The 26,373-nt window shown below is 71.3% G+C and carries 23 protein-coding genes; 12 read left to right on the forward strand and 11 right to left on the reverse strand.

What is annotated here, in order from left to right:
- Positions 1–152: 152 nt before the first annotated feature.
- The 4 genes from ACFVAE_RS01040 to ACFVAE_RS01055 are packed head-to-tail and all read left to right on the forward strand — an operon-like array spanning position 153 to position 6,788.
- Positions 153–2,513, forward strand: a complete 2,361-nt coding sequence (locus tag ACFVAE_RS01040) for a hypothetical protein (RefSeq protein WP_378887061.1) — start codon at positions 153–155, stop codon at positions 2,511–2,513.
- Positions 2,510–5,200 (forward strand): FtsX-like permease family protein, encoded by a 2,691-nt coding sequence (locus ACFVAE_RS01045; RefSeq protein ID WP_378887062.1) that lies wholly within the window; start codon positions 2,510–2,512, stop codon positions 5,198–5,200. Before ACFVAE_RS01040 ends, ACFVAE_RS01045 begins: the two co-directional genes overlap by 4 nt.
- 17 nt (positions 5,201–5,217) lie before the next feature.
- Complete coding sequence (locus tag ACFVAE_RS01050; RefSeq protein ID WP_378887063.1) at positions 5,218–6,108, forward strand: ABC transporter ATP-binding protein; 891 nt, start codon at positions 5,218–5,220, stop codon at positions 6,106–6,108.
- Positions 6,108–6,788 carry an ABC transporter ATP-binding protein gene (locus ACFVAE_RS01055; protein WP_378887064.1) on the forward strand — a complete coding sequence of 227 codons (681 nt, stop codon included), beginning with the start codon at positions 6,108–6,110 and terminating at the stop codon, positions 6,786–6,788. Before ACFVAE_RS01050 ends, ACFVAE_RS01055 begins: the two co-directional genes overlap by 1 nt.
- A 6-nt stretch (positions 6,789–6,794) precedes the next feature.
- Here the strand turns inward: ACFVAE_RS01055 and ACFVAE_RS01060 are convergent, their stop codons facing one another.
- Both ACFVAE_RS01060 and ACFVAE_RS01065 read right to left on the reverse strand, forming a co-directional pair.
- Positions 6,795–7,226: a VOC family protein gene (locus ACFVAE_RS01060; protein ID WP_378887065.1), complete on the reverse strand. Its 432-nt coding sequence runs from the start codon at positions 7,224–7,226 to the stop codon at positions 6,795–6,797.
- 27 nt (positions 7,227–7,253) lie between these two features.
- Positions 7,254–7,550 (reverse strand): hypothetical protein, encoded by a 297-nt coding sequence (locus ACFVAE_RS01065; RefSeq protein ID WP_378887066.1) that lies wholly within the window; start codon positions 7,548–7,550, stop codon positions 7,254–7,256.
- Positions 7,551–7,675: 125 nt separating this feature from the next.
- On the opposite strand from ACFVAE_RS01065, the gene ACFVAE_RS01070 reads away from it, so the two are divergent.
- Positions 7,676–8,716 carry an alcohol dehydrogenase catalytic domain-containing protein gene (locus ACFVAE_RS01070; protein WP_378887067.1) on the forward strand — a complete coding sequence of 347 codons (1,041 nt, stop codon included), beginning with the start codon at positions 7,676–7,678 and terminating at the stop codon, positions 8,714–8,716.
- A gap of 6 nt (positions 8,717–8,722) precedes the next feature.
- On the opposite strand, the gene ACFVAE_RS01075 is transcribed toward ACFVAE_RS01070, so the two are convergent.
- Together ACFVAE_RS01075 and ACFVAE_RS01080 are read right to left on the reverse strand one after the other, a co-directional pair.
- On the reverse strand, positions 8,723–9,181 hold the full coding sequence (locus ACFVAE_RS01075) for a GNAT family N-acetyltransferase (RefSeq protein WP_378887068.1): 459 nt from the start codon (positions 9,179–9,181) through the stop codon (positions 8,723–8,725).
- 53 nt (positions 9,182–9,234) lie between these two features.
- A complete protein-coding gene (locus tag ACFVAE_RS01080) occupies positions 9,235–9,822 on the reverse strand; it encodes a cysteine hydrolase family protein (protein WP_378887069.1) in 588 nt (195 codons plus the stop codon).
- Positions 9,823–9,937: 115 nt separating this feature from the next.
- Here ACFVAE_RS01080 and ACFVAE_RS01085 point away from each other — a divergent pair, with 115 nt between their 5' ends.
- Positions 9,938–10,969 (forward strand): GlxA family transcriptional regulator, encoded by a 1,032-nt coding sequence (locus ACFVAE_RS01085; RefSeq protein WP_378887070.1) that lies wholly within the window; start codon positions 9,938–9,940, stop codon positions 10,967–10,969.
- Here ACFVAE_RS01085 and ACFVAE_RS01090 read toward each other — a convergent pair.
- A complete protein-coding gene (locus tag ACFVAE_RS01090; RefSeq protein ID WP_378887071.1) occupies positions 10,875–11,531 on the reverse strand; it encodes a GNAT family N-acetyltransferase in 657 nt (218 codons plus the stop codon). The two genes, ACFVAE_RS01085 and ACFVAE_RS01090, sit on opposite strands and share 95 nt — an antisense overlap.
- Positions 11,532–11,605: 74 nt before the next feature.
- On the opposite strand from ACFVAE_RS01090, the gene cydC reads away from it, so the two are divergent.
- The gene (gene cydC, locus ACFVAE_RS01095; protein ID WP_378887072.1) at positions 11,606–14,932 is read left to right on the forward strand and encodes a thiol reductant ABC exporter subunit CydC; all 3,327 of its coding nucleotides are present in this window, start codon (positions 11,606–11,608) and stop codon (positions 14,930–14,932) included.
- Here the strand turns inward: cydC and ACFVAE_RS01100 are convergent.
- Positions 14,891–15,712, reverse strand: coding sequence for a M56 family metallopeptidase (locus ACFVAE_RS01100; protein ID WP_378887073.1), 822 nt, complete (start codon positions 15,710–15,712; stop codon positions 14,891–14,893). The genes cydC and ACFVAE_RS01100 overlap by 42 nt on opposite strands.
- An 8-nt stretch (positions 15,713–15,720) precedes the next feature.
- Positions 15,721–16,080 (reverse strand): BlaI/MecI/CopY family transcriptional regulator, encoded by a 360-nt coding sequence (locus ACFVAE_RS01105; RefSeq protein WP_378887074.1) that lies wholly within the window; start codon positions 16,078–16,080, stop codon positions 15,721–15,723.
- Between the two features lie 100 nt (positions 16,081–16,180).
- On the opposite strand from ACFVAE_RS01105, the gene ACFVAE_RS01110 reads away from it, so the two are divergent.
- Entirely contained in the window at positions 16,181–17,764 is a 1,584-nt protein-coding gene (locus ACFVAE_RS01110) for a cytochrome ubiquinol oxidase subunit I (protein WP_378887075.1), read from the forward strand.
- A 17-nt stretch (positions 17,765–17,781) separates the two neighbouring features.
- On the forward strand, positions 17,782–18,834 hold the full coding sequence (gene cydB, locus ACFVAE_RS01115; protein ID WP_378887076.1) for a cytochrome d ubiquinol oxidase subunit II: 1,053 nt from the start codon (positions 17,782–17,784) through the stop codon (positions 18,832–18,834).
- A gap of 6 nt (positions 18,835–18,840) precedes the next feature.
- Here the strand turns inward: cydB and ACFVAE_RS01120 are convergent, their stop codons facing one another.
- Positions 18,841–19,965, reverse strand: coding sequence for a calcium:proton antiporter (locus tag ACFVAE_RS01120; RefSeq protein WP_378887077.1), 1,125 nt, complete (start codon positions 19,963–19,965; stop codon positions 18,841–18,843).
- Positions 19,966–20,081: 116 nt separating this feature from the next.
- On the opposite strand from ACFVAE_RS01120, the gene ACFVAE_RS01125 reads away from it, so the two are divergent.
- Both ACFVAE_RS01125 and ACFVAE_RS01130 read left to right on the forward strand, forming a co-directional pair.
- A complete protein-coding gene (locus tag ACFVAE_RS01125; protein ID WP_378887078.1) occupies positions 20,082–21,179 on the forward strand; it encodes an NAD(P)-binding domain-containing protein in 1,098 nt (365 codons plus the stop codon).
- A 69-nt stretch (positions 21,180–21,248) separates the two neighbouring features.
- The gene (locus tag ACFVAE_RS01130; RefSeq protein WP_378887079.1) at positions 21,249–22,394 is read left to right on the forward strand and encodes a glycoside hydrolase family 3 N-terminal domain-containing protein; all 1,146 of its coding nucleotides are present in this window, start codon (positions 21,249–21,251) and stop codon (positions 22,392–22,394) included.
- Positions 22,395–22,409: 15 nt separating this feature from the next.
- On the opposite strand, the gene ACFVAE_RS01135 is transcribed toward ACFVAE_RS01130, so the two are convergent.
- Genes ACFVAE_RS01135 through ACFVAE_RS01145 form a run of 3 tightly spaced genes read right to left on the reverse strand, consistent with a single transcriptional unit; the run spans position 22,410 to position 24,979 of the window.
- On the reverse strand, positions 22,410–23,261 hold the full coding sequence (locus tag ACFVAE_RS01135; protein WP_378890426.1) for a 3-methyladenine DNA glycosylase: 852 nt from the start codon (positions 23,259–23,261) through the stop codon (positions 22,410–22,412).
- Complete coding sequence (locus tag ACFVAE_RS01140; RefSeq protein ID WP_378887080.1) at positions 23,258–24,289, reverse strand: App1 family protein; 1,032 nt, start codon at positions 24,287–24,289, stop codon at positions 23,258–23,260. The genes ACFVAE_RS01135 and ACFVAE_RS01140 overlap by 4 nt, the downstream gene beginning before the upstream one ends.
- Before the next feature lie 33 nt (positions 24,290–24,322).
- Positions 24,323–24,979: a DedA family protein gene (locus ACFVAE_RS01145; RefSeq protein WP_378887081.1), complete on the reverse strand. Its 657-nt coding sequence runs from the start codon at positions 24,977–24,979 to the stop codon at positions 24,323–24,325.
- Between the two features lie 69 nt (positions 24,980–25,048).
- On the opposite strand from ACFVAE_RS01145, the gene pabB reads away from it, so the two are divergent.
- Positions 25,049–26,359 carry an aminodeoxychorismate synthase component I gene (gene pabB / locus ACFVAE_RS01150; RefSeq protein ID WP_378887082.1) on the forward strand — a complete coding sequence of 437 codons (1,311 nt, stop codon included), beginning with the start codon at positions 25,049–25,051 and terminating at the stop codon, positions 26,357–26,359.
- The last annotated feature ends 14 nt before the right edge of the window (positions 26,360–26,373 follow it).

Raw genomic sequence — 26,373 nt, forward strand, 5'->3', positions numbered from 1 at the left:
CCGAATCACCATTTGGTATACCGGACGCCGTGACGCACCACGATAGCCGCGATCGGCGGGTGACGCACGCCCGACACCCGGCGCATGGGACCCATTGCGCTCGAGCGCCGTCCGGGTAAGGATGATCTGCGTTGCGTGCAGAATGAGGGACGATGGCGTTTGCAGTGAGGCGGGCCGGTCAGCATGCCGGTCGGCTGACGCTGGTCGGCCTCGTCGTGGCACTGGTCGTGGCCGGCATCGGCGGTCTCGACGCGGTCGCCGAGCGGATGCTGCAGGACGGCGCCGCGCGCATGATGACGGACGCCGAGCCCGATGCGCGCACCGTTCGCCTCGTCGCCGATGAGGCGTCGGATGCGGCGAAGCAGGACGCCGCAGTGCGCGACGCGATCGCGGCGGCGTTCGCCGGCTCGGACATCGTCGTGGCGCGCCAGGCGACAGCCGACGTACGGGCAGCGAGCCGCGCGGATCGCTTCGACATCGGGCTGCTCGACGACGAGCGGGTCCCGGTCCTCGCCACGCTGGCCGAGGGCGCCTGGCCGAAGGCAAGCGGTCAGGTCGCGCTTTCGGCCGCGGCCGCCGACCGGGCGCATCTCGGCGTCGGCGACGTGATCGTCCTCTCCGACCCGTCTGTCCTGAACGGCGTCGCCACGGAACTCAGGGTCGTGGGCACCTGGACCCCTCGCGACGCCAGCGACCCCGCCTGGCACGGTGACCCGTCCGTCGTCTCCGGCGAGAACGACGACGTGATCGGCCCGGCACTGGTCTCGGCCGGCGCACTGTCGGAGCTTCCCGACCCGCCGCAGGTGACGTGGGAGATCGCACCGGCCGATGCCGATCTGGCCGCGATCCCCGGGCTGCAGTCCGGCGTGCGCGCGCTGCAGGACGTGCCAGAGGTCGTCGACCCCGAAGGCCGGCACAACATGGATGTCGTCGGCTCGCTCGGCGCCACCCTGCAGCGCCAGGCTCTCGCGGTCGCGGGCACCAGAGGGCTGCTGGTGGCGCCGCTGCTGATCATCGCGCTGCTCGGCGCCCTGGTGCTGGGAGTCGTGCTTTTCACGCTGTCTGCCGCCCGAGAGGAGGAGGTGGCCCTGCTGCGTGCGCGCGGGGCATCCGGACGGCGTCTGGCGCTTGGGGCGGCAGCCGAGTCGGCGCTCCTCGCTTCGGCCGGCGCTCTGCTGGCACTGGGCGGGCTCGCGGTGTTCGGGAGCGTGACGACGACGCTCGCGCTGGTCGCCCTCGGCGCCGTCGTGTTCCCCGCTGTCGTCGCGGTGCTGTTCACCCTGCGCGTGGCCGGAGGCGCCGACGGAGCGCACCCCGCGCGCAGCGATGCCGGGCTGCGCACGCTCCCCGCACTGATCCTGCCCGCCCTGGTGGCCGTCGCCTTCGCGGCGCTGGCCACCTGGCAGCTGTTCTCCGGGGGTTCGGTCCTGCGTCCGGATGGGAGCACCGACGCGCTGGCCGCGACTGCTCCCGCGCTTCTCGTCATCGCCGCGTGCGCACTCGTGCCCGTGCTCGCCGCGCCGCTCGCCGCGCTGCTGGAGAGACTGCTGCGCCGCACGAGCGGGATAGCGCCGATCCTGCCGCTGCGGCAGATCGCGCGCCGCATCGGCGGCACTGCCGTCGCGATCCTGTGCCTCGCCCTCGCCGCGGCCTCTGTCGCGCTCGCGGTCGCGGCGCCGGCAGTGGCATCCGCCGCCGAGCAGCGCGCCCTCGACGCCGCGCTGGGCGGGGATGTCCGGATGATCGCCGAGGGCGGTGTGGACGTCACGGCCGACGAGGCGGGCGCCTGGAAGGGCGTGACGTCCGCGGCCGACATCCTGCGCACCCCGCTCGCGGTCGGCACTGACGCGGTCGACCTTCTCGCCGGTCCCGCGGATGCTCTCGGCCTCGCCGGACCGATCGATGACGGATCCGGGGACATCGTCGGGGCGGAGATCACGAAGAGCCTCGCCGACCGCCTGGGCGCGCACATCGGAACCGTCTTCACCGCGCAGGTGCGCTTCGCCGCGCAGCCGGTCTCGATCCGGGTGACAACTATCGTCGACTCGCTGCCGGGCCTGGGGACGGACTGGGGGGTCGCCACCGAGCCGGCGATGCTGACGGCGGCGGGTGTCGAACTCGCTCCCGACGAGCTCTGGCTGAACAGCGACGACCCGGCGACGACCGCCGAGCGACTGCGCGCGCACGCGACGCATCCCGTGCGCATCCTCACCGCCGCTCAGGTGAGCTCCGCACCGGTCACCGCGGTGGCACCCGCCGTCCTGACGGCCGGCGCTCTGATCGCCGCGGTGCTCGGGGTGTTCGGCTTCGTCGCGGCATCCTCCGCCATGTCGCGCTCGCGGCGCGACGAGCCGATGGTGCTGCGCGCGCTCGGGCTGCGACGGTCGAAGCAACGCGCACTGCGCGCCGGCGAGACCACGGGCGTCGCCGTCTACGCCGTGATCGCAGGCGCAGCGATGGGAGCAGCTGTCGCGGTCACCGTGCTGCCCGTGATCCTGGGGGCCGGCTCATGAGCGTCCGTCCGCCGGTCGTCGCGCGCGGCGCATTCACCACGCCGACTCTGTCGATCTTCATCGTGGTGGTGATCGCCGTCCTGTCGTATCTGGGCGTCGCCGCCCCTGCGCTCCTCGCCGAGGGGCGCACGGCCACCCTGCAGCGCGAGGTCGTCTCGCTGCCGGCGCTGGCGCAGTGGCCGTCGGGGATGATGCCGGGCGTCCCCATTCTCAGCAGCAGTTCCGATCCGAAGACCGGGGTCTGGGGCCCCACCCTGAACCTCCTCGAGAAGTACCGCGAGAGCCAGCCCCAGCCGCTGCGCGACCTGCTGGACACCCCGCGGATGACGATCGGACACGATGCGGAGCCGACCGTCGACAGGGATCCGAGACGATCAGCGCCCGTCCCCATGAACAAGGTCTCGCTGGTCTCCGACCCCGGATTCGTGGGCCGCTCCGAACTCGTCGAAGGGCGATTGCCGGAGCTCACGGATCCGATCGACGGCATCGAGATCGCCCTCACCGACACGATCGCCGAACAGTTGGACTGGAAGGTCGGCACCCCGCGGATCTGGGACGACGACCTCACGGTGACCCTGACCGGCATCGTCACGCCGTCGGCACACGACAAGGGCGACTGGCCGTTCATCGGGGGCTCGGTGGAACCGCTCATCGAGACCAACGCCAACGGCGACCGCATCCTCGTCGTGGCCGGGTTCATGCACGTGGACGAGATCACGAAGCTCACCGACCTCATCCGCGACATCAAGCTCAGCTCGTGGATGCCGTTCGCCACGGACGCCATCGAGGCCGACACCGCCCCGAAGATCTCGGCGCAGCTGCGCCTGATGGCCGCCGACCCTGTCGCCATCCCGATCGACGTCGACGCGTTCTTCAACCGGGGTCTGCCGCTGCGCTCCGGCCTGCCTCAGGCGATCGACGTGGGCATGGCGCGCGCGGATGCGATGACTCCGGTGGTCACCGTCGCCGTGGTCGGTCCCATCGTGGTCGCTCTGGTCGTCCTGGCCCTGGTCGGCCGCCTGATCGCGGTGCGCAGGGTCGCATCGGCGCGGGTGCTGCAGGCCCGTGGCGCGTCCACCGGCCACCTGATCAGAGCGCTCGGCGGAGAGGGCGCCGTGCTGGGTGTGCTCGGCGCGGCGATCGGCGCCGGTGTCGCGGCGGTCCGGCCCGGATGGGTCGGGGCCTGGGTGCTCCTGATGCCCGCCGTCCTCGCCGTGGTGCCCGCCGTCACCCTGCCCTGGAGCACCCTCGCCGACGTCGAGCGGCGCGGACGCAGCGATCTCGGCCAGACCGGGCGCGGCGGCATCGTCCGGCTCGGTGGGGAACTGCTCGTCCTGGTGCTGACCGCGGTGCTGGCGGCGCTCATCCTCGCGCGCGGAGGCGCGGAGGGCGCAGACCCCCTGCTGCTCGCCCTGCTCGTCCTGCTGGGTGCCAGCGGCAGCATCCTCGCCCTTCGTCTGCTGCCGCTGCTCCTGCAGGCGGCCGAGAACCGCGGTCGGCGGCGAGCGGGACTGGCCGGGCTTCTCGGCCCGGCGCGCGCCCGCCGCGACGCGGTGGTGCGGACCGCCCCCGTGTTCGCGGTCGTGGTCGGACTGGGCGTGGCGGTGTTCGCGGTCGCCTTCGCCGCGACCGTGTCGAACGGGATCGTCCGCGCCTCGCAGGCCGGCGTCGGCGCCGACCTGCGGATCACGAGCGCCTACATCACGCCGGAGTCCGTGGACCGGGTGAGGGACATCGACGGCGTGGCCGCGGTGGCCGGAGTCAGCGGCGGATCGAGCGTGGAGGTCACCACCGGCAGCCACACGGCGCAGACGCGCGTGTACGCGCTGGACCGCGATCGGTTCGCAGCGGTTCAGCGGGGATCGGATGCGGCACTCCCGCTGCCCGCCGCGCTCGACGGCTCCGCGGACGACGCGATCCCCGTCATCGTGTCGCAGACGCTACTGGACGTCCTCGGCGTGGACGACACCGACGGGTCGGATCTCGAGGTGTACGGCACGCCCGTGCGGGTGGTGGGCGTCGCACCGCCGCAGGTGCCGTTCGGAACGGCCGAGCAGTGGGTGATCGTCGATCGGGCGCACGCCTTCGACCTCGGGCAGCGAGCGACCGGCGTGATGCAGCTCTACGTGGCGGTCGACCCCGGCGCGGATCCGGAGACGGTCGGCGAGGCGGCGGTCGAGGCACTCGACGGGGATGCCGCGTTCCAGACGCCAGAGCAGGTCGCGGCGACGCGCATGGCGGACCCCGGATATCGGGTCGTGCAGGGCGCACTGCTCGCGGCGAGTGCCGTCGTGGCGGTGCTGCTGGCCGTGGCGGTGGTCGCGATGCTCCTGCTGGGCGCACCGTCCCGTGCGCGGATGCTGGCGATCCTGCGCGCGCTCGGCCAGCCGAGGCGCGGCGCGGGCAGGCTGGTGGCCTGGGAGGTCGCGCCGGCCCTGCTGCTGGCGGTGCCGTTCGGCGTGGGGGGCGGGATCGCGATGGCCGTGCTGGTGATCCCGCAGCTGGATCTGCGCGGCTTCGTGGGCGGCCTCACCCAGCCGCCGGTCGAGTTCGGCGGACCCTGGCTGCTGATCGCGGTGCTCGGGTTCGCCGTGCTCGCGACGATCGCGGTCGTGGCGGCGACCGCGCTGGCGTCTCGACTCGGCACGGAGACGGTGATCCGCGAGGACGATGAGCAGGACGGATGATGACGGGAGTGCGGGACATGGCTGACGGAGCGATCGTGTGCGAGGGGCTGGTGCGGATCTTCACCGCGCAGGGCGTCGAGGTGCAGGCGCTGCAGGGCCTGGAGCTGCGGATGGCCACCGGTGAGATGGTCGCGCTCGTGGGCGCCTCCGGCTCGGGCAAGAGCACGCTGCTCGGCATCCTCGCGGGACTGGACCGGCCGACTGCCGGATCGGCACGCGTCGCCGGGCACGACCTGGTGACGATGAAGGGCGCGGAGCGCCTGGAGTACCGCCGCTCCAGCGTCGGCTTCGTCTGGCAGCAGTCGGGGCGCAATCTCCTGCCTTACCTGTCCGCGCGGGAGAACATCGCGATGGTGCACCAGGTGGCGGGCGTGGTGCCGCGCGGGGAGCGCGCGGGCTTCGGCGATGAGCTGCTGGAGCAGCTCGGCGCCGCCGAGGTCGCCGACAAGCGCCCGGCCGACATGTCCGGCGGGCAGCGACAGCGCGTGGCGATCGCCGTCGCCCTGGCGAACCGGCCGCGGGTTCTGCTCGCGGACGAGCCGACCGGCGAACTCGATGAGCTCACCAGCGCCGAGGTGCTCGGCGCGATGGAGACGGTCAACCGCGAGCGCGGGGTGACCACGCTCATCGTCACCCACGACGTCGGGGTTACCGAGCATGTGGAGCGCACGGTGCGGATCCGCGACGGCCGCACGTCGACCGAGACGCTGCGCCGCACCGGGACGGACGAAGAGGGGCGCTCTGTGCGCACGGCGCAGGAGTACGCGGTTCTCGACCGTGCCGGGCGCATGCAGCTGCCGGTCGACTTCGTCTCGGCACTCGACCTGCGCGAGCGTGTGAAGCTCACGCTCGAACCCGATCATGTCCGGGTGGCGCCAGGACAGGAAGAACCGAAGGGAGGCGCGTGATGAGCGCGGTGCTGCAGGCCGAGTCGCTGTCGCGGGTGTTCCCCAGCCCCGGCGGCGACGTGACGGCGGTCCGTGAGGCCGATCTGTCCATCGCGGCGGGGGAGCTGGTGGTCGTCGCCGGGCGATCGGGGGCGGGCAAGACCACCCTGCTGACGATGCTCGGCGGCTTGGACAGGCCGACCTCGGGTCGGGTGCTCGTGGACGGCGTCGACCTCGCCGATCCGGGCACCGACGTCGCCGCGCTGCGCGGTGCGCGGATCGCGTCGATCTTCCAGACCTCGGGTCTGATCCCTGTGCTCTCCGCCGCCGAGAACGTGGAAGTGCCGCTGCGCATCCGTCGCACAGATGCTGCGGAGCGCGATCGCCGTGTGGCCGAAGCGCTGCGCGACGTCGGCCTGGATGATCACGCGCGCCAGCGCCCGGGGGAGTTGTCCGGCGGGCAGCAGCAGCGCGTCGGCATCGCCAGGGCACTGGTGATGGCACCTGGGATCCTGCTCGCGGACGAGCCGACTGCGCAGCTGGACAGCGAGACGGGCGCCCAGATCATGGATCTCATCGCGAACCTCGTGCACCATCGCGGCACAGCGGCGATCGTCGCGACACATGACCCGGCCATGATCGCTCGCGCGGACCGCGTGCTCGACCTTCATGACGGCGTGCTCCGCCGCCGTGTGGGCTGAGTCTCTTCAGGCGTCCTCAGCGAGGCCGATGACGATGCCGCCGGGGCCGCGGAAGTAGCACAGCCGCACGAGCCCGCGATAGTCCACGACGTCGTCGAGCACCTCGCCTCCGAGCGGCCGCAGGCGCTCGATCGTCTCGTCGAGGTCGTCGACGGCGAACATGACGCGGTGGAAGCCGAGCGTGTTCGGGATCGCCGGTTCCCCGCCGAGCAGTTCCGGTGCGTGGTAGGTGGCGAGCTCGAGCTTGCCGGATGCGCCGGGTATGCGCATCATCGCGATCTCCGAGCGCATCCCGCGCAGGCCCACGACCCGCTCAGCCCAGTCGCCCTCTATCGACTGACGCCCTTCCAGTTCCATGCCGAGCACGGTGAAGAACTCGACGGCCGTGTCGAGGTCGTCCACGACGATCCCCACGTTGTCCATGCGCACGATTGCCATGGCGGCCACGGTACGCGCGGAAGCGGATCAGCGGAACCGCACCGGGAACAGTTCCGTGCGCGCGATCGCGGCGTCCCGCTGAGCGGCGAGCGCGGTCCGGCGAGGGTCGGCCAGGTACGAGTCCAGTGCGGACTGCGAGGGGAACCGGTACAACTGAACCTCGTCGGGATGCTCTCCCGAGCCGTTCCCCGAGGCGCGCTGCACGACCTCGCCGCCGTGCTCGGGGATGAAGGCGAGCACCGCATCCTCGTACGCGGTCAGTTCCGCCGATCGACCGTCGACCGCCCACAGCAGACAGCACAGCAGCACTTCGCGCTCTTCCATGCCGGCGAGCCTATCGGCATCCTGGCGCAGGCTCGGTGGGGCGGCGTAGCCTCGGAGTGGGCGGTTTCATCGGCGCCCGTTTCGATCTGCGGCCGCGTACTCGCGGCCAGAAGGAGGAGGCCGCCGTGCGCGCTGTCACGTATGTCAGGAACGACATCGTCGAGATCCTGGACAAGCCGGTTCCGGAGATCCAGGCCGATGAGGTGCTGCTGAAGGTCGGCGGTGCCGGTCTGTGCCACTCCGACATCGCGATCATCGGCATGGGCGATGAGAACCCGCTCATCGGCGGCACGCTCGGACACGAGGTCTCCGGGACCGTCGAGCGCCTGGGCGACGACGTGCACGGATGGCAGGTGGGCGACCGGGCGCTCGTCGCGCTGATCCTGTCCTGCGGGCAGTGCCGCGAGTGCCTGGCCGGCCGGGACAACCAGTGCGAGGTGGCATACCCGCGCGACGCGCTCGCGCCGCTTTCGCCCGGCATCGGCACCCCGGGCGGGATGGCCGACTACATCGCCGTGAAGGCGCGCCATCTCGATCCGATCGGCGATCTCGACCTCGTCGCCGCTGCTCCCCTGGCGGATGCGGCGCTCACACCGATGCACGCGATCAACACCGTCCGCGACCGCCTCGTCGGCGACGCCACGGTCGTGACGATCGGCCTCGGTGGTCTCGGGCACATGGCACTGCAGATCCTCGCCGCGACGACCGGTTCCCGGATCATCGCGCTCGACACCGATGCGGAGAAGCTCGCCTTCGCGCGTGAGCACGGCGCCGACATCGCGATTCCCAGCGACGGCGAGGCGGCGGCCAGGATCCTGGCCGAGACCGGCGGCGTGGGCGCCGATGTGGTGTTCGACTTCGTGGGAGTGCAGCCCACGGTCGATCTCGCCGTGTCGGTGGTGCGCGGCGGCGGCGCCATCCGCTTCGTCGGCCTCGGCAGCGGATCCTTCCCCTACGTCGCGGGAAGCGGCACGGCGCTGCCGTGGGGCGTCAACATCGAGAGGGCGTACGGTGGCACGCGTTCTGACATGCGCCAGGCGGTCGCACTCGCCCGCGCCGGCCGGATCGGCGTCGAGGTCGTCCGCTACTCGCTGGACGATGCCGTGCAGGCCTTCGACGACCTGCACCACGGACGGATCCAGGGGCGCGCGGTTCTCGTCCCCTGAGCGCGCTCAGCCTTCTTTGCGCAGATGGACGAGGTCGACTCCGGCGTGGAGCGTCTCGCGACGCGTGACGACGTAACCCTCTCGCTCGTACAGGCGGATGTTGGCCTCGCTGAGGTGTCCGGTGAACAGCTCGAAGACGCGCGCTCCGCTGGCCTCCTCGGCGGCGCGCAGCAGCTGCGTGCCGAGGCCGCGCCCCTGCATGTCGGGGGCGATGGTCAGCCGTCCGATGTGGGCGACCTCGTCCTGCATCGTCCAGCGGACGGCGCCGACCAGGCGGGTGTTCAGACGGGCTCCGATGCCGGCGCCGTGCAACTCCTGCTCGAGATCCGCGAGGGTCTGCGTCAGCGCCGGCAGGAACGGGTCGTTGTAGATCTGCGCCTCGGTCGCATAGGCGGCGCGCTGCAGGGTCATCACCTCGCCCGCGGCGTCCGGAGTCAGCGGAGCGAAGGCGATCGTCGAGGCCATGGCACGGAGCATAGCGGCCTGTGGTGCGGCCCCGACGATCATGACGGCGGCGCTCAGCGCAGTGCGTCTGCGTTCGGCACGACCTGCGCGTAGGCATCGCCGATCGTCGCCAGCGCACCGCGATGCAGGTCGGCCGCGGTCACATCTCCCGCAGCCGACGGCAGCGCCCTCGTCGCGCAGGCGTCCGCCACGACCGTGACTCGGTTGCCGCGGAGGAAGGCGCCCTCCGACGTGAACGTCACGCACATGTGCGTCATGAATCCGATGACGATGACATCCGCGTTGCCGGCGGCGTCGACGCGGTCGCCCAGGTCGGTGCCGACGAAGCCGTTCGGCGCCGACTTGACGACCACCGGCTCGCCCTCGAGCGGGGCCACGCTCGCGTGGATCCGTCCGATGTCCGCACGGATGTCGTAAGGGCTGCCCTCGCCCCCGTCGTGCTGGACGTGGATGACCTTCGCGCCCTCGCGGCGTGCCCGCTCGAGCAGTCCCGCTGCGGCATCCAGTGCCTCTGGCCAGCCCTCGAGCTCCATCACGCCCGTGGTGTAGGTGTTCTGGTAGTCGACGAGGATCAGCGTCGAGTCGGCGAGCGTCGTCGGGGTGTCCTGGTGACCGTCGAGTTCGCGCAGAGGAGTGGCCATCGTGAGGTCCTTTCGAGGGGAAGAGCCCCATCGCGGGGCACGTTCTACGCTAGGAGCGGCGAGGCATGTCGGCAATGTCACGCAAGCCGCAGAAACAGACATCCCGGGAGTCCCCATGATCCATCGCCTGATCGTCGTCACCGTGTTCGACGGCGTCGACCTGCTCGACGTCACGGGGCCGGCCGAGGTCTTCTCGCTGCTGGAGCGCGAGATGAGCGAGCCCACCGGGTACGAGGTGCTGCTGGTCGCCGAGACGATGGCGCCGGTGGTCACATCCGCCGGAGTGCGCGTGCTGCCGGATGCGACATTCGACGAGCTCGCCGGCCGGCGGGTCGACACGCTCATCGTCCCCGGCGCGGTCACGCGCGACACCGACGGCGTGCGGGCGGTGGTGGACCCGGCGATCGTGCAGCGGGTGCGGATGCTGGCACCCGACACGCGCCGCGTGGCATCCGTGTGCGTGGGTGCGCACGTCCTCGCCGCGGCAGGCCTGCTGGACGGCATGCGCGCGACGACGCACTGGTCGACGGCCGCGCAGCTCGCCGCCGAGCATCCGGAGGTGACCGTCGACGCCGACCCGATCTTCATCAGGGAGGGCCGCATCTGGACCGGTGCCGGACTGACCGCCTGCCTGGATCTCAGCCTGGCGCTCGTCGCAGAGGACTTCGGGCAGGACAGCGCACTGCGCGTGGCGCGGCAGCTCGTCATGTACATGAAGCGCCCCAGCGGGCAGAGCCAGTTCAGCGTCTCGTTGAGTGCCACGACCAGCACGCCGCGGATCGAGGAGCTGCGGCATCACATCGCCACCCACATCGGGCGGTCGCTCACCGTGCCCGAACTCGCGGCGAGGGCGCATGTGAGCGATCGTCAGCTCACGCGCATCTTCAAGACCGAGCTGGGAACGACTCCGGCGGCTTACGTCGAGTCCGCGCGGGTCGAGGTGGCCCGCACTCTGCTCGAGACCGGGGACGACACGCTGCAGCGCGTCGCCGTCGACTGCGGCTTCGGCACCGTCGACACGCTGACCAGGGCGTTCCGTCGCCGGCTCGGGGTCACGCCGTCCGACTACCGGGCGCGGTTCCAGGTCGCCGTCCCACGGTCGTCCGCATCACCCAGCGCCACTTCGCGATCCGACGATCGCGCGTGAAGCCGAACTCCTCGAACAGGCTCTCCGGACCGGTGTGGAAGTAGGCACCGCGCTGCGGGGCGCGCTCCGCCTCCTGCTCGGGGTACGCCTCGACCGTGCCGCCGCCGGCATCCTCGATCGCGGCGAGGGCTCCGGCGACGGCCGCGCGGGCAACGCCCGCGCGACGGTGTCCGCTGCCGGTGAAGATGCACCCGATCCGCCAGTCCGGCAGGTCGACGCGCCCGCTCTCGTAGGTCTTCTGGTTCTTGATGCGGGCGATCTCGGCCGGTCCGCCGAACTGGCACCAACCCACGCACTCCCCGCCGTCGTAGACGAGGATCTGATGCACGGCTCCCTTGCGGACGAGCTCCTGCTTGTTCGCCCGATTCGCCCCTCGGGTCTCCTGATCGAGCCCCTCCGGATGGAAGCCCATGCACCAGCAGCCGCCCCACACACCGTTGTTCTCCTCGACGAGCTCCGCGAAGTCGTCCCAGGTCTCGGTGCTCAACAGGCGTGTGCGGTACCTGTCGGCGTGCTCATCGCCCTTGCCCCGATCCTCGCACCGTGGCGCGGTGTCGTCCATGCCCTGCATGCTCGCACTTCTACGGGGCGTAGAATTATGGGGTGAGTCGACAGCCGGCCGTGAATGATCCCTGGGTGAGTGAAGCCCGACGCTCGGCTGCTGCGGCGCCCGCGCCCCGACCCGATCTGGGCCCCGCCCCGCGCAGCGCCCTGTACGGCCTCGGCCTGCTCGCGGCGCTGCGCGCCCTGGGCCTCGTGCTGATCGCGGAGGCCGTTGCGCGCGGCATCGCCGCCCTCGCCGGTGCCGGTCTCGACGAGGGCACGAGCCGCACCGTCGTCCTTCTCGGTGCGCTGGGCGTGGTGCTCCGCGTCGGCGGCGAATGGGCCACCGCCGTGCTCGCCCGTCGCATCGCCACCGGAGTGAAGCTCGATCTGCGCTCCCGCCTCTGGCGGCGCCTCGCCGAGGGCGGGGAGTCACGCGGCGGCACGGCCGTGCTCGCCGCCGACGGGCTGGATGCGATCGACGACTATTACGTGCAGTCGGTCCCGGCGATGATCTCGGCCGCGGTGGTGCCGATCATCGTCGGCCTTCGGATCCTCGGCGCCGACTGGGTGAGCGCGCTGGTCGTCGTGCTGACCCTGCCGCTGGTGCCGCTGTTCATGGTGCTGATCGGCAGGCACACCCAGCAGCGGACGGACGCGGCGCTGACCGCACTCACCCGTCTCGCCGACCACCTCGCCGAGCTGGCCCGCGGCCTGCCGGTGATCGTCGGCCTCGGCAGGGTGCGCGAGCAGACCCGCGCGCTCGACTCCGTCCAGCGCCGGTACCGGGAGAAGACCGAGGAGACGCTGCGTTGGGCGTTCCTCTCCGCCCTGGCACTGGAGCTGATCGCCACGCTGTCGGTCGCCGTGGTCGCCGTGCTCCTCGGCATCCGCCTGCTGAACGGCACGATGGCACTCGAGCCGGCCCTGGTCGCGCTGATCCTCGCGCCGGAGTGCTTCCTCGCCCTGCGCGAGATGGGCGCCGCGTTCCATTCCTCGCAGGACGGGCTGTCCGCGCTCGGCCGGGCGCGCGAGCTTCTCGCGCGCCCCACACGGCACGACCTGCGCCGCTCGACCGCAGGGCCCGTGCGGCTGCGGGGAGTCTGCGTCCAGTACGCCGGACGGTCGGAGGCTCAGCTCGCCGGCGTGTCCGCCACACTCGCGGGCATCACGGCGGTCACGGGGCCGAGCGGCGCAGGCAAGTCGACGCTGCTCGCCGCCCTGGCCGGCGCGCTGCCGGCGGATGCCGCGGTCACCGGCACCATCACCGGGGTTGACGCCGACGAGGTCGCCTGGGCGCCGCAGGCGCCGCAGTTCTTCGCGGACACGCCGCGTGCGGAGCTCGCACTGTTCGGCGCCGGAGCAGGCGCGCTGGACGAGCTCGGACTCGCACCGCTCGCCGATGCCGCCGTCGCCGAGCTCAGCCCGGGGGAGCAGCGTCGCCTGGCCGTGGCCCGCGCGCTCGCGCGTGTGGACAGGGGGGCGCGGCTGCTGCTGCTGGACGAGCCGACCGCGCACCTGGACCGTCGCGCCGCGGATCTCGTGCGTGCCGCCGTCCTGCGCCGTGCGCGTCGCTGCGTCGTCGTGCTCGCCACACACGAGCCGGAGACCCTCGCGCTGGCAGAGTGGCGGATCGCGCTCGACGGCGCGGCTTCTGTGCAGGTCGATGCACCTGTTGCCGGCAGCCCGACCGTCGTGCCTGCGGCTTCGGCTGCCCCCGCACCGGAACCCGTGCGACAGGCGGATCCGCCGCAGGCGGGCGGCGGGCTGACCCTGCGCTCCCTGCTGCGCCCGAACCGCTGGATCTGGGCGGGTTCGATCCTGCTCGCCGCACTGACCGCAGGGTTCGGCATCACGTTGACGGCGCTGTCGGGATGGCTGATCGTGCGGGCCAGCGTCGAGGAGTACATCATGTACCTCCTGGTCGCGATCGTCGGCGTGCGCGCCTTCGGCATCGGCAGGGCGGTGAGCCGGTATGCGGAGCGCCTGGTCACGCACCGGGCGACTCTGCGAGTGATCGATGTGCTGCGGCTGCAGCTGTGGGGCTCGATCGCCGCGCGCGGTGCCGGATCGCGCCGTCTGCTCTCCGGTGGCGCACCGCTGGACTATCTCGTCACGCTGTCCGGTGATCTCCGGGATCAGCTGCCCCGGGTGCTGCCGCCACTCGGCGCCGGCGTGCTGGTGCTGGTGGCGGCGGTGGTGACGACGGGACTCGTCGCTCCCGAGCTCACCGTGACGGTGGCGGTCGTGCTCGTGGTCGCCGTCGTGCTGGCCGCGCTGCTCGCGCTGTTCTCCGAGCGGCGCGCCGGCCTCATCCGCGTGAGTGTGCGATCAGAGATCGTGCGCGGCACCGCGGCCCTTGCCGGCGCCGCCGACGATCTGCGCGGCAACAGCGTGGCGCCGGAGGCTCTGGACATGCTCGACGCGAGCGCGGCGAGGCTCGCGACCGCCGAGCGGCGAGCGGCATGGTCGGCCGGGCTCGGCGCGGCCGTCGTCACCGCCGGCGTCGCGATGCTCGGCATCCTGGTGCCGCTGCTCGCCCCACAGCTTCCCGCCGAGCGCGCGTCGGTGATCGCGCTGGTCGCGCTCGCGCTGGCCGAGCCGCTGGTCGCCCTCGTCGATGCGGTCGGGCGGATGCCGGCGCTGCGCGCTCTGATCGCGCGGCTGTCGCCGGTTCTCGAGCCCGCGCTGGCGGTCGACTGGGGGTCCGAGCACCTGGACGAGCCTGCGCGGGAGCTGGAGCTGGACGGCATCAGCATCCGGTACCCCGGGACGCCGTCGCCGGCCGTCTCGGGCGTCGACGGGCGGGCGGAGCGTGGCCGCTGGCTGGTGCTGGACGGGCCGTCCGGCTCGGGCAAGTCGACGGTGCTCTCCGCGGTCATGGGCGCGCTGCCGGTGCAGCGCGGCGAGATCCGCGCGAACGGCGCCGCGATCACCACCCTGTCCGAGCGCGCCTGGCGCGACCGGGTGGCGTGGTGCCCGCAGGACGCCTATGTGTTCGATTCGACGATCCGAGGCAATCTGCTCCTCGCGCGTCCGCACGAGGACGCGCCGGACGACGACGCGATGCGTGCGGCGCTGCGGAAGGCAGGGCTGGAGTCGCTCGCGCGTCGCATCGGTCTGGACGCCAGGGTCGGCGCCGGCGGCTCGGCTCTCTCCGGCGGCGAGCGTCAGCGTCTCGCGGTCGCCCGTGCACTCCTCGCCCGCGCCGATGTCATCCTGCTGGACGAGCCCACGGCGCACCTGGACGCTCCGACCGCCGCCGCGATGATGGCGGATGTCCGGACCGCGACCGAGGATCGCATCGTGGTGCTGGTCTCGCATCGCGCGGACGATCGTCGCGCCGGTGACGGTCTCCTGCGACTGGGAGCCGTGGAGTCAGGCGGCGAGTCGGCGGAAGCGGTCGCTCACGCGAGGTGAGCCCGACACTGCGCGCTCCGCACCGGGCACGCCGTCCGCGCCGACCGCGAGGATCGCGCGGGCGAGCACCTCGTCCCTGACCTCACGACGGGCATGATCGTCGGCGAGCATCTCCACGAGGGCCGCGACATCCGCCTCGGCCCGTGCCGCGATGGGGAACCACGGGAGAGCGGCGCGCCAGGCGCGGAACGCGAGCAGGAGCAGGTCGTGCCGCTGCTCGACGTGCGCGCGCTCGTGCGCGATGACGGCGACGAGCTCGTCCGGGTCCAGACGGTCCAGAAGACCCTGCGAGAGCACGGTCACCGATCCGGATCCGCGTGGCAGGCAGTAGGCGACGGGCACAGCGTCGTCGATCACCTGGGTGCGCGCCCTCGTCGGATGCGGCGAGGCCAGCAGCTCGAGCAGGGCGAGGTGGCGCCGGCGCTGCCGGGTGACCTGCACGATCGTGACGGCCAGATACGAGAGCAGGTAGACCGTGAACGCCATGGCGGGCAGCAGGACGTACCAGGGATGCTGCGGCGCCACGGCGAATCCGCTCAGGGCGAGGGCGCCGATCATCGACAGGCCTCCGGCGAGACCGATCGCCTGCCAGAGGAGCAGGGCGATGACCGGCATCCGTGTCGGCCAGGACGCGCGCGACAGTGCGACCGGTACCGGCCAGGCCAGGGCGAGTGCGACGAGCCCGAGCAGGGCGGCGGCGGCGACGATCACGGCGTGCGGGATCACGACCGCTCCCGCGAGCGAGGGATCAGTGATCAGCAGGCCGGCGATCAGGGGCATGGTGACCCTCAGGCGCCGCCGGTGAGCAGACTGCGCAGCACCGCGGCGTCCTCCGCCGAGACGCCGCCGACGAAGCGCGCCAGCACGGCGGTGCGGTCGCCGGACTCGCCCAGCACCTCATGCATGAGCTCTGCGGTATGATCCGCCCGTGAGGCGACAGCGCGGTAGCGGTGCGGTCGGGCCGAGCGGTCCGAGTCGACGAAGCCCTTCTTCTCGAGCCTGGACAGGACTGTGAGCAGTGTGGTCGCGGCGAGCGAGCGCCCCTGGCCCTGCAGGACATCCTGTACGTCGTACGCGGTGACGGAGTCGACAGAGGAATCCCAGAGCGCGTCCATGACGGCGCGTTCGAGCTCTCCGAGCGTTCCCATCTCCGGCCTCCTTTTTTCTCGGTCCCTGTCATTCTACCCCGAGTCGAAATTGTTCTATGCTCTGTAGAAAGAGTTCTACGACATGTAGAAGGAGAATCCCGTGGATGTGCTCGACGTAGCCCGCTGGCAGTTCGGCATCACGACCGTGTACCACTTCCTGATGGTGCCGCTGACGCTGGGTCTCGGGATGGCGGTCGCCATCATGCAGACACGCTGGGTGCGCACCGGCGACGAGAAGTTCCTGCGCATGACCAAGTTCTGGGGCAAGGTCTACCTGATCAACTTCATCGTCGGCGTGGCCACAGGCCTGGTGCAGGAGTTCCAGTTCGGTATGGCGTGGAGCGAGTACTCCCGCTTCGTCGGCGACGTGTTCGGCGCTCCGCTCGCGATGGAGGGCCTGTTGGCCTTCTTCGTCGAGTCGACCTTCCTGGGAATCTGGATCTTCGGCTGGGGACGGCTGCGCAAGGGTCTTCACCTCGCCGCGCTCTGGTGCGCGGTGATCGGCTCGTGGATCTCGGCGTACTTCATCATCGTGGCCAACTCGTGGATGCAGCACCCCGTCGGCGTGGAGCTCGGCAAGGACGGGCGCCCGGTGATGACCGACGTCTGGGCCGTCCTCACCAACAACACCGCGCTGGCCGCGTACACGCACACGATCCTCGGTGCGCTGGTCGTCGCCGGGATGTTCCTGCTGGGCATCTCCTGGTACCACCTGTGGCGGCGCCGTCATGACGGCATCGACACCGTCGATGAGACCGGGCGCGTGATCGTGGGCGAGACGGATGCCGCGCCGGGCCGCGACAAGGTCGACCACGGCGTCTGGCTCTGGTCGCTGCGCTTCGGGGCGGTCGTCGCGATCCTCGGCTTCCTCGGCACGGTCGTCTCCGGCGACATCCAGGGCAAGCTCATGTACGAGCAGCAGCCGATGAAGATGGCTGCCGCTGAGGCGGCCTGCCACACCGGTTCCTCCTTCTCGGTGCTCTCACTCGGCGATCCCGGTTCGACCGACTGCGCCGATGTGATCACCCTCATCGAGGTGCCGGGCGCGCTCGGCTTCCTCGGCACAGGCGAGTGGGGCGCCGACATGCCGGGCATTCGCGACCTCGAGCCGAAGTACGTCGACCAGTACGGCGCGACCATCCCGGACGAGGCGATCTACGGCGACCGCGCCGGCAGCGAGGTGCAGTACGTGCCGGTGATGTGGGTGACCTACTGGGGCTTCCGCCTCATGATCGGCCTCGGCGGCATCGTCGCGGCCGGAGCCGTGATCGCGTTGTGGCTGACCCGGAAGGGCACCGTGCTGCGATCGAAGTGGATCATGCGCCTTGCGCTGCTCGGCATCGTCGCGCCGTTCGCGGCGAACATCGCCGGCTGGATCTTCACCGAGCTCGGCCGGCAGCCGTTCGTCGTCGCACCGAATCCTGATGCCACGGGCATCGACGGCGTGTTCATGTTCACCGCTGCTGCGGTGTCGCCGGGGGTGTCCGCGGGGGAGGTGCTGTTCTCCGTCATCACGCTGACGGCGGTGTACGGCGTGATGCTCGTGATCGAGATGTTCCTGATGGTGAAGTACATCCGCGGCGGGGTCGCCGCGTCGATGCCGGAGCTCGTCTCGCGAGATCACGATGACGACGACGGCTCCGGCGAACCCGCATCCGACGACGTGCTGTCCTTCGCGTACTGAGATCTGGAGGAATGACCATGGAACCGCTGCCCGTCGTCTGGTTCATCGCGATCGCGGTGCTCTGGATCGGTTACCTGCTGCTCGAGGGATTCGACCTCGGCGTGGGGATGCACATGATCTTCTCGACCCGCAGCGAGCGCGACCGTCGCGTGATGCTGAACACCATCGGCCCGGTGTGGGACGGCAACGAGGTGTGGCTGATCACCGCCGGCGCCGCGCTGTTCGCGGCGTTCCCGGCCTGGTATGCGTCGTTGTTCTCGACCCTGTATGTGCCTTTGACGATCACACTGGTCGGTCTGATCGTGCGTGCGGTGGGCATCGAGTACCGCGGCAAGGTCGCCACGCAGCGCTGGCGCGACGTCTGGACCTGGCTGATCGGGCTCGGGTCGCTGATCGTGGCGTTCTGCATCGGCGCGGCGCTGGCGCTGACCTCGACCGGACTGCCGATCGACGCCAACGGCGACCGCGTGGGCGGTCCGTTCGTGTGGCTGACCGTGCCGGCCGTGCTGGGAGGTCTCGCCGTGGTGGGATTCGCGCTCGCGCACTCGGCGACGTTCCTGGGTCTCAAGGCCGACGGCCCGGTGCGTGAGCGCGCCGGCCGGTTCGCCGCCCGATGGGCACCGCTGTGCCTGGTCCCGGCTGCAGTCTGGGCGCTGTGGGTGCAGTTCGCGGACGGCGGCAGCGTGCTGTCGTGGGTGTTCATCGTGCTCGCGGTCGCGGGTGCCGTGTTCGGATGGATCTCGGCGCATGCGCGCAAGGAGGGACTCGCGTTCACGGGCTATGCCGCGTTCGGACTGTTCGGCGCGGGAGCGATCTTCGCCGGGATGTTCCCGCTCGTGCTCCCGTCGACGGTGGACGCCGCCTACGACCTGACCGTCTGGAACGCGGCGAACAGCCCGTACACGCTGGGCGTGATGACCGTGGTCGCCGCGGTGGCGCTGCCGGTGATCCTGCTCTACCAGGGGTGGAGCTACTGGATCTTCCGGGCGCGCGTGCGCCCCGGGTCGATCCCCGAGGCGCACGTGGTGATTCCGGCGGTGCTGCGGGCGGATGCCCGGCCGGCGCGCTGAGCGGGTCTAGGCGAACACGGTGAGGCCGTAGACGACGAAGAGCATCAGGTGGGCGGAGCCGCCGATCGCGGTGGCCCGCCTGCCCGCGAAGGTCGCGACCGTGAGCAGCAGCGTGGCGCCGAGCAGCACCAGGTTCGTGGGTGTCTCGGCCAGCAGCACGGTCTGGCCGGTGAACAATCCGATCGTCAGCACCGCGGGGATCGTCAGGCCGACCGTGGAGACCAGCGCGCCGTGGCAGAGGTTGCTGACCCGCTGCATCTCTCCGCCGAATGCGGCGCGGACGGTGGTGATCGTCTCGGGCAGGAACACGATCATCGCGATGAGGATGCCGGACAGCGCCACCGGCGCACCGAGCCGGTCGAGACCGTCGTCGAGCAGGGTCGCCATGTCGTGCGAGAGCAGCACGATCGGCAGCACGGTGGCCACCAGCACGGCAGTGCGCAGGAGGACCTCGGTGCGGTGCTCGCGGAGGACCTCGCCGATCGGGGTGCGCGGCACCGCAGCATCCGCTTCGCGGCCCGGCTCGGTGAAGTCGGTCGCCTGCGCGCCGGTCTGACGCCACAGGAAGAAGCCGTACAGCATCAGGGTCAGGATGAGGATCGGGATCGCCTGGCCCGGCGTGTACGCACCGTCGTCGCCGATCAGACCGGGCAGGAAGAACGCGGTCACGAGGAGCACGACCAGCAGCGACAGGTAGGCGGAGACGCCGGTGCTGTTCGCGCGCAGCGAGCGATGCCCGATGCCGCCGACGAGGAGGGCGACGCCGACGACCAGGTTCAGGATGATCATCGACACGGCCATCACCGAGTCGCGCGCGATGGTGGCGTGCTCACCGGGGCCGAGCATGACCGCTGAGATGAGGATCACCTCGATCAGCACGATCGACAGGGTCAGCACGAGGGTGCCGTAGGGGTCGCCGAGCCGGTGCGCGAGGTGCTCCGCCTCGGTCACGACCCCGAAGGCGCACACGACGATCACCGCGACGATGGCGGCGAGCACGGCGACCAGCACGGGGCCGGCGAGCGGTCGCGACAGCAGAGGACCGGCGAGGACCGTGGCGAGGAAGGCTCCCCAGCCGAGGATCAGACGGAGGATGACGGTCCGGGTGAGGACGCTCTTGAGGGTGGTCACGAGGAATCCCTGATTCTGCGGGGCCGTCCCTGCTCGAGAGTGCACCTGCGGGTCGTCCCGCCGGTGTGTTCCATCCGCCCTGGATTCTACCGGAGCCTCCGGGGAACAGTATGTGCATGAATGCGGTTGACCGTGGTGTGGAAACGCTCGACAGCATCGTGATCGGCGCCGGCCAGGCCGGGCTCTCGACGTCGTATCACCTGCGCCGGCTCGGCATCGAGCATCTTGTGCTCGACGCGAACGAGCATCCGGGCGGCGCCTGGCAGCATCGCTGGGACGCTCTGACCATGCTCGACGTGCACAACGTCGCCGAGCTGCCGGGCGACACCCCGCCCGCGCACACGCGCGAGCGCGCGAACCAGGCGGTGCCGTCGGTGTTCGCCGCCTATGAGGAGGCGCACGATCTGCCCGTCCTGCGGCCGGTGCACGTGGACCGCGTGACCGATGACGGCGGGACGCTTGTGGTGCGGGCGAAGGAGGGCAGCTGGCGCACGCGCACACTCGTGAACGCGACGGGTACCTGGACGCACCCGTTCCTGCCCCACTACCCGGGCATGGAGACCTTCCTCGGGGAGCAGCTGCACACGGTGGACTACCCGGGGCCGGAGCACTTCGCAGGCAAGAGGGTGCTCGTCGTGGGCGGCGGGGCATCCGCCGTGCAGTTCCTCGGCGCCCTCGCGCCGATCACCGACGTGCTGTGGGCGACCAGGCGCGAGCCGGTCTGGCGCACGGGGGAGTTCAACACGGATGCCGGTGCCGCAGCCGTGGCGCTCGTCGAGCAGCGCGTCGCGCAGGGACTGGCTCCGCAGAGCGTGGTGAGCGTGACAGGGCTGATGCTGCGCGAGCAGGAGCAGGAGGCCGCGCGCATGGGCGTGTACGACCGACGGCTGCCGATGTTCGAGCGGATCGAGCCCGACGGTGCCCGCTGGGCCGACGGACACTTCGAGCCGGTCGACGCCATCATCTGGGCGACGGGCTTCCGCCCGGCGATCTCGCACCTCGCACCGCTGCATCTGCGCAGCGCGGCCGGCGGCATCCAGCTCGACCGCGAGGGGCGGGGGACGACCGCTGTGGCGGACCCTCGTGTGCAGCTCGTCGGCTACGGACCGTCCGCCAGCACCATCGGTGCGAACCGTGCGGGCAGGAGAGCCGCGCTCGGGGTTCAGGCCGCGCTCGCCGCAGCCCGTATCCCTGCTCCGACCGGGACACGGTGACCGCGACCGACCGCATAGCGGTCCGCTGCTTCACGGCCCGATCGCAGCCCCGCTGACTACGCTGGAATGATGCGCAGGACACTGCTCGGCACCATCACCGTGATGACGATGATCGCTCTCGCCGGCTGCGCCCCCGGCGCGACCGAGCCGAGCCCGGCTGCGTCCCCGACCACGCCGCGCGCGACCCCGACACCGACCCCGACCCCGGTCGACCCCGCGACCGCGCTCGTCGACGGGATGACCACCGCCCAGCAGGCGCAGAGCGTCATCATGGGCGCCGCGCCCGGGACGGATGCGGCGTCGTTGCGCGCCTACATGAGCGGTGGGCTCGGCGGCTTCATCCTGATGGGCGACAACATCCCGGCGACCCCGGCGCAGCTGAAGCAGCTCACGACCGCGCTCACCGTCGATCCCGCGCTCCCTCCCTTGATCGCCACCGACGAGGAGGGCGGCATCGTCAAGAGGCTTCCCTGGGACGATCTGCCCAGCGCCAGGACGCTGAAGACGCAGGACCCGAGCCGGACGCAGCAGACCTTCGCCGCTCGCGCGAAGCTGCTCACGGCCGCGGGGGTCGGCGTCAACTTCGGCATCGTCGCCGATGTGCCCCGCGACTCGTCGTCGTTCATCCACTCCCGCGCCTACGGCACGGACCCGGGACTGGTCGCGCAGCACGTCACCGCGGCCGTGCAGGGCGAGCACGGTGCGGTCATGTCGACGTTGAAGCACTTTCCCGGCCACGGCGCCGCGCCGGGCGACTCCCACCACGTCATCCCGTCCACCACGGAGACCTTGGAACAGTGGCGCGCCGTCGATGCCGAGCCCTTCGAAGCGGGCATCGGCGCCGGTGCCGAGCTGCTGATGTTCGGGCACCTGGCCTACACCGCAGTCGACGCCGCACCGGCATCGCTCTCTGGGAAATGGCACGAGATCGCGCGTGACGAGCTCGGCTTCGACGGAGTGATGATCACCGACGACCTGGGCATGCTGCAGTCGTCCGGCATCCCGGCGTACCGCGATCCGGTGCAGAACGCGGTGACGGCGCTCGCGGCGGGCAACGACATGGTGCTGCTGATCGCCGGTACGAACACGCAGACCGCTTCGAAGGTCGCCGCCGGGATCGTCGCGGCCGTGCAGGACGGGCGCCTTCCGGCCGACCGGCTGAAGGAAGCGGCGGAGCACGTCGCCGCGCTGCGCCTGGAGATCGCCGCGCGCTGAGCGCGCCGGTCGGGCTCACACGCCCAGCCAGGCCTCCAGCATCCGCTCCCGCAGCACCGTGCCCCGCTCGGCGAACCCGCGCTGTTGCCGGACGTACTCGGCCTTGCCCTCCGGCGTCTCGATCCGGACGGGCTCGACGCCCCAGTCCGACAGGTCGTACGGCGCGGCCTCCATGTCCAGCCGCCGGATGTCGCTGGCGAGCTCGAAGGTGTCGAGCATCAGCTCTCCGGGCAGCAGCGGCCCGAGTTTCATCGCCCACTTGTACAGGTCCATGCCGGCGTGCAGGCAGCCGGGCTGCTCGATGTCGGGCTGCAGGGCGCGCGTGAGCGGCAGGCTGTTGCGCGGCGCGGCGTCGGGAGTGAAGAACCGGAAGGCGTCGAAGTGCGTGCAGCGCAGCTCGTTCGCCTCGACGACGGCGTCGGTGCCGGCTTGGCCGAGACGCAGCGGCGCCGGATGCCGATGCTCTTCCTCGCGGTACACCATCGCCCACTCGTGCAGCCCGAAGCAGCCGAACCGGCCAGGACGGGCTGCGGTGCTGCACAGCATCCGCTCGACCAGCGCGGCGAGCTCCGGCTTCTCCGCGGCGAACCGGTCGGCGTCGGGCACGGCGGAATCCGCCACCGGTCCGGCGGAGTACCACCGCCAGGGCAGGCGCTCCGCGGCGTCCTCCAGCACGACTCCCGCACCGGGATGCCAGCGGCGCAGCTGTGCCGGCTTGTACGAGTAGTACGTGAAAAGGAAGTCCTCGACAGGGTGCTTCTCGCCCCGTGCCGCACGCGCTCGATGCGCTGCGGTCAGTGCGTCCGCGCGCGCCTCGTGCGCGTCGGCGCGTCCCGACCAGTCGGCCCGTGACAGCACGGCGCTCAGTCCCGCGGATCGACGATGCCGACCTCGCCGAGCAGCTCGCGCAGACCCGCGCCGTCCACCGCGCTGACCCACGGCACGTCGTCGCCGGAGTGATCGCCGGCTTCGGTGCGGCCGCCGGCCAGCACCGCCTCGGCGGGCAGCAGCCGGCGGATGGCGACGCCGGCGACCGATGAGGGATGCTCGATCAGGAACTGCCCGTAGGTGGCCTCGTCGTGCTGACCGTCGTCGCCGATCAGCAGCCAGCGGATGTCGGGGAACTCGTCGGCGAGACGGCGCAGGTTGCTGAGCTTGTGCTCGCGGCCGCTGCGGAACCACCGGTCATGGGTGGGACCCCAGTCTGTGAGCAGCATCGATCCCTGCGGGAACAGGTGCCGCGAGAAGAAGCGGCGCAGCGTCGGCGCGACATTCCACGCACCGGTGGACAGGTAGATCATCGGCGAACCCGGGTGGTCCCGCATGATCTGCTCGAGCAGCACCGACATGCCGGGCACCGGGGTGCGGGCGTGCTCGTCCACGACGAAGGAGTTCCACGCCGCGACGAAGGGGCGGGGGAGCGCGGTGACCATCACAGTGTCATCGACGTCGCAGACGACGCCGAAGCGGATGCTCTCGTCGACCACGAACACCGTCGCCTCGACGGGCTCCTGCCGATCTGTCGCCATCGTGAAGGTCTGCCAGCCCGACTCGAGATCGGCCTCGATGACGGTGTCGACGACGCCGCCACGATCGGCGACGACCGTGTGAGTGCGCCCGCCGATATCGATGCGCACCGACGCGAAGCTCACCGGGATGCCGACGAACGAGCGCCAGCCGCGCACTCCGGCGCCTTCACCGGCCGCCTTCCGCGGGGGTGGCGGCAGGATCAGCACGCGTCCCACGACGCGCACCCAGCCCTTGCCTCCGTAGCCGGGGAACGGCACGACGGTCGCCGAACGGCCTCGCCTTCGGGCGCGGCGTTCGCGCGAGACGTGGAGGCGGTGCTCAAGGCGGGCGAACCAATGGATCTTGGCCGCGGCGGCGGGTGACATCACACCCAGTCTTTCACGGATGACGGACACGCCTCACGCCTCGGGGCCATCCGCATCCGACATGTGATGTTCCTCGCGGCGCGAGATGACCTTCTTCACCACGAACACGATCACGAGGAACAGCACGATCGCGCCGACGAACAGATAGCCGGCGTAGTGGACGCGGTCGGCGAGCTCCTTGTAGCTGCCGGCGACCAGGGCGCCGACGCTCACGTAGACGGTCGCCCACAGCACGCAGGCCGGCACGGTCCAGGCGATGAAGCGACGGTAGGCGAACTCGCCCATGCCCACCGTCAGCGGCACGAGCGAGTGCAGCACGGGCAGGAACCGGGAGAGGAAGATCGCGATCCCGCCGCGGCGCTGCAGGTAGCGCTCTGATCTGACCCAGTGCTCCTCGCCTATCCAGCGCCCCACCCGGGAGTGCCGGATGTGCGGTCCGATCCACCGGCCGAGCCAGAATCCGATGGACTCGCCGGCGAGCGAGCCGAGCACGACCGCGATCACGAGGAACACGCCCTGCCACACATCCGTCACGCCGACGGACGTGACCAGCACGATGGTGTCACCCGGCACGATCAGGCCGATCAGGATGCTCGTCTCGAGCATGATCGCGATGCCGGCGATGAGCGTCCGCAGCACCGGATCCATCGACTGCACGGCGTCGATGATCCACGTCAGGAACTGGTCCACGGAATGAGCGTACGGCCTGGACGACCTCGTTCGCTGAGAGCGCCCCGCCGCGCGCCGTACGCTTGCATCGTGCCTCTCCCGACCCCCCTTCTCGCCCGCGCCCTGGATGGCGTCGGCGACCTCGAGTCGTTGTTCGCTCGGCTCGACGACGGCGCGCCGGCCGCCTTCTGGCTGGATGCCGGCCCGGTCGCCGGGGAGGGGTGGAGCATCCTCGGTTCGGGCCGCGAGGAGACGGACCCGTCGCAGGTCGGACGCACGGTGCTCGGCACGCACGGTGCGCCGGCGGGGCCCGTGCCGTTCCGCGGCGGCTGGGTGGGCTGGATGTCGTATGAGGACGGCGCGCGCCGGATGGCCGCTCCCGCCGCGGATTCCGCGGACCGCTCCGCCTGGATCGCCGTGGAGCGCGCGATCGTCGTCGATCACGCCACGGGGCGCTTCTGGGCGCTGGCGCCCGAGGAGGAGCTGGCCGCCTGGCACCGGACGGCCTGCGGCATGCTCGAGTCCGTTCCCCTGGCCGCGCCGGCTTCGCCGCCGGCATCTGTCGCCGGCGCACGGCACACCGTGGACGAGTACGTCGCGCTCGTGGAGCGCTGCCGCGACGCGATCCGCGCCGGCGACGCGTACCTGCTCTGCCTCACCACCCGCTTCACGACGGATGCCCCACCAGACCCCTACGCCGCGTATCGGCGCCTGCGTGCGGCGACGCCGGCGCACCACGGCGCATACCTGCGCGTCGGCGGCAGGCACCTGCTCAGCGCCAGCCCCGAGCAGTTCCTCGAAGTGCGCGACGGAGTCGTGCGCACCAGCCCGATCAAGGGCACCCGGCCGCGCGGGGCGACGCCGGAGCAGGATGCCGCTCTCGCCGACGAGCTGCGCGCGAGCGAGAAGGAGCGCGCCGAGAACGTGATGATCGTCGATCTCATGCGCAACGACCTCTCGCACGTCGGAGAGCCGGGCACCATCGAGGTCGAGCGGCTCTGGCAGGTGGAGTCGTATCCCGCGGTGCACCAATTGGTCAGCACGGTCAGCGCGACGCTGCGCGCCGGGACGACGGTGGATGAGCTCAGCGAGGCGGCGTTCCCGGCCGGGAGCATGACCGGCGCCCCCAAGCTGTCCGCGATGACGATCCTGCACGAGCTCGAGGGCGCGCCGCGCGGCGTGTACTCCGGCTGCTTCGGCCACGTCGGCCTCGACGGGTCGGCCGATCTGGGCATGGTGATCCGCAGCATCCTCATCGACGGCAGCACCGCATACGTCGGTGCCGGCGGCGGGATCACCTGGCTGTCGGATGCCGCGGAGGAGGCCGCCGAGGTCGCGACCAAGGCTGTCGCGCCGCTTGCGGCGCTCGGGGCCGTGCTGCCGGAGGAGTGGCTCGGCTAGACGCGATATCCTGG

The sequence above is a fragment of the Microbacterium sp. NPDC057659 genome, from assembly GCF_042799915.1.
In the GTDB taxonomy this organism is placed as follows: domain Bacteria; phylum Actinomycetota; class Actinomycetes; order Actinomycetales; family Microbacteriaceae; genus Microbacterium.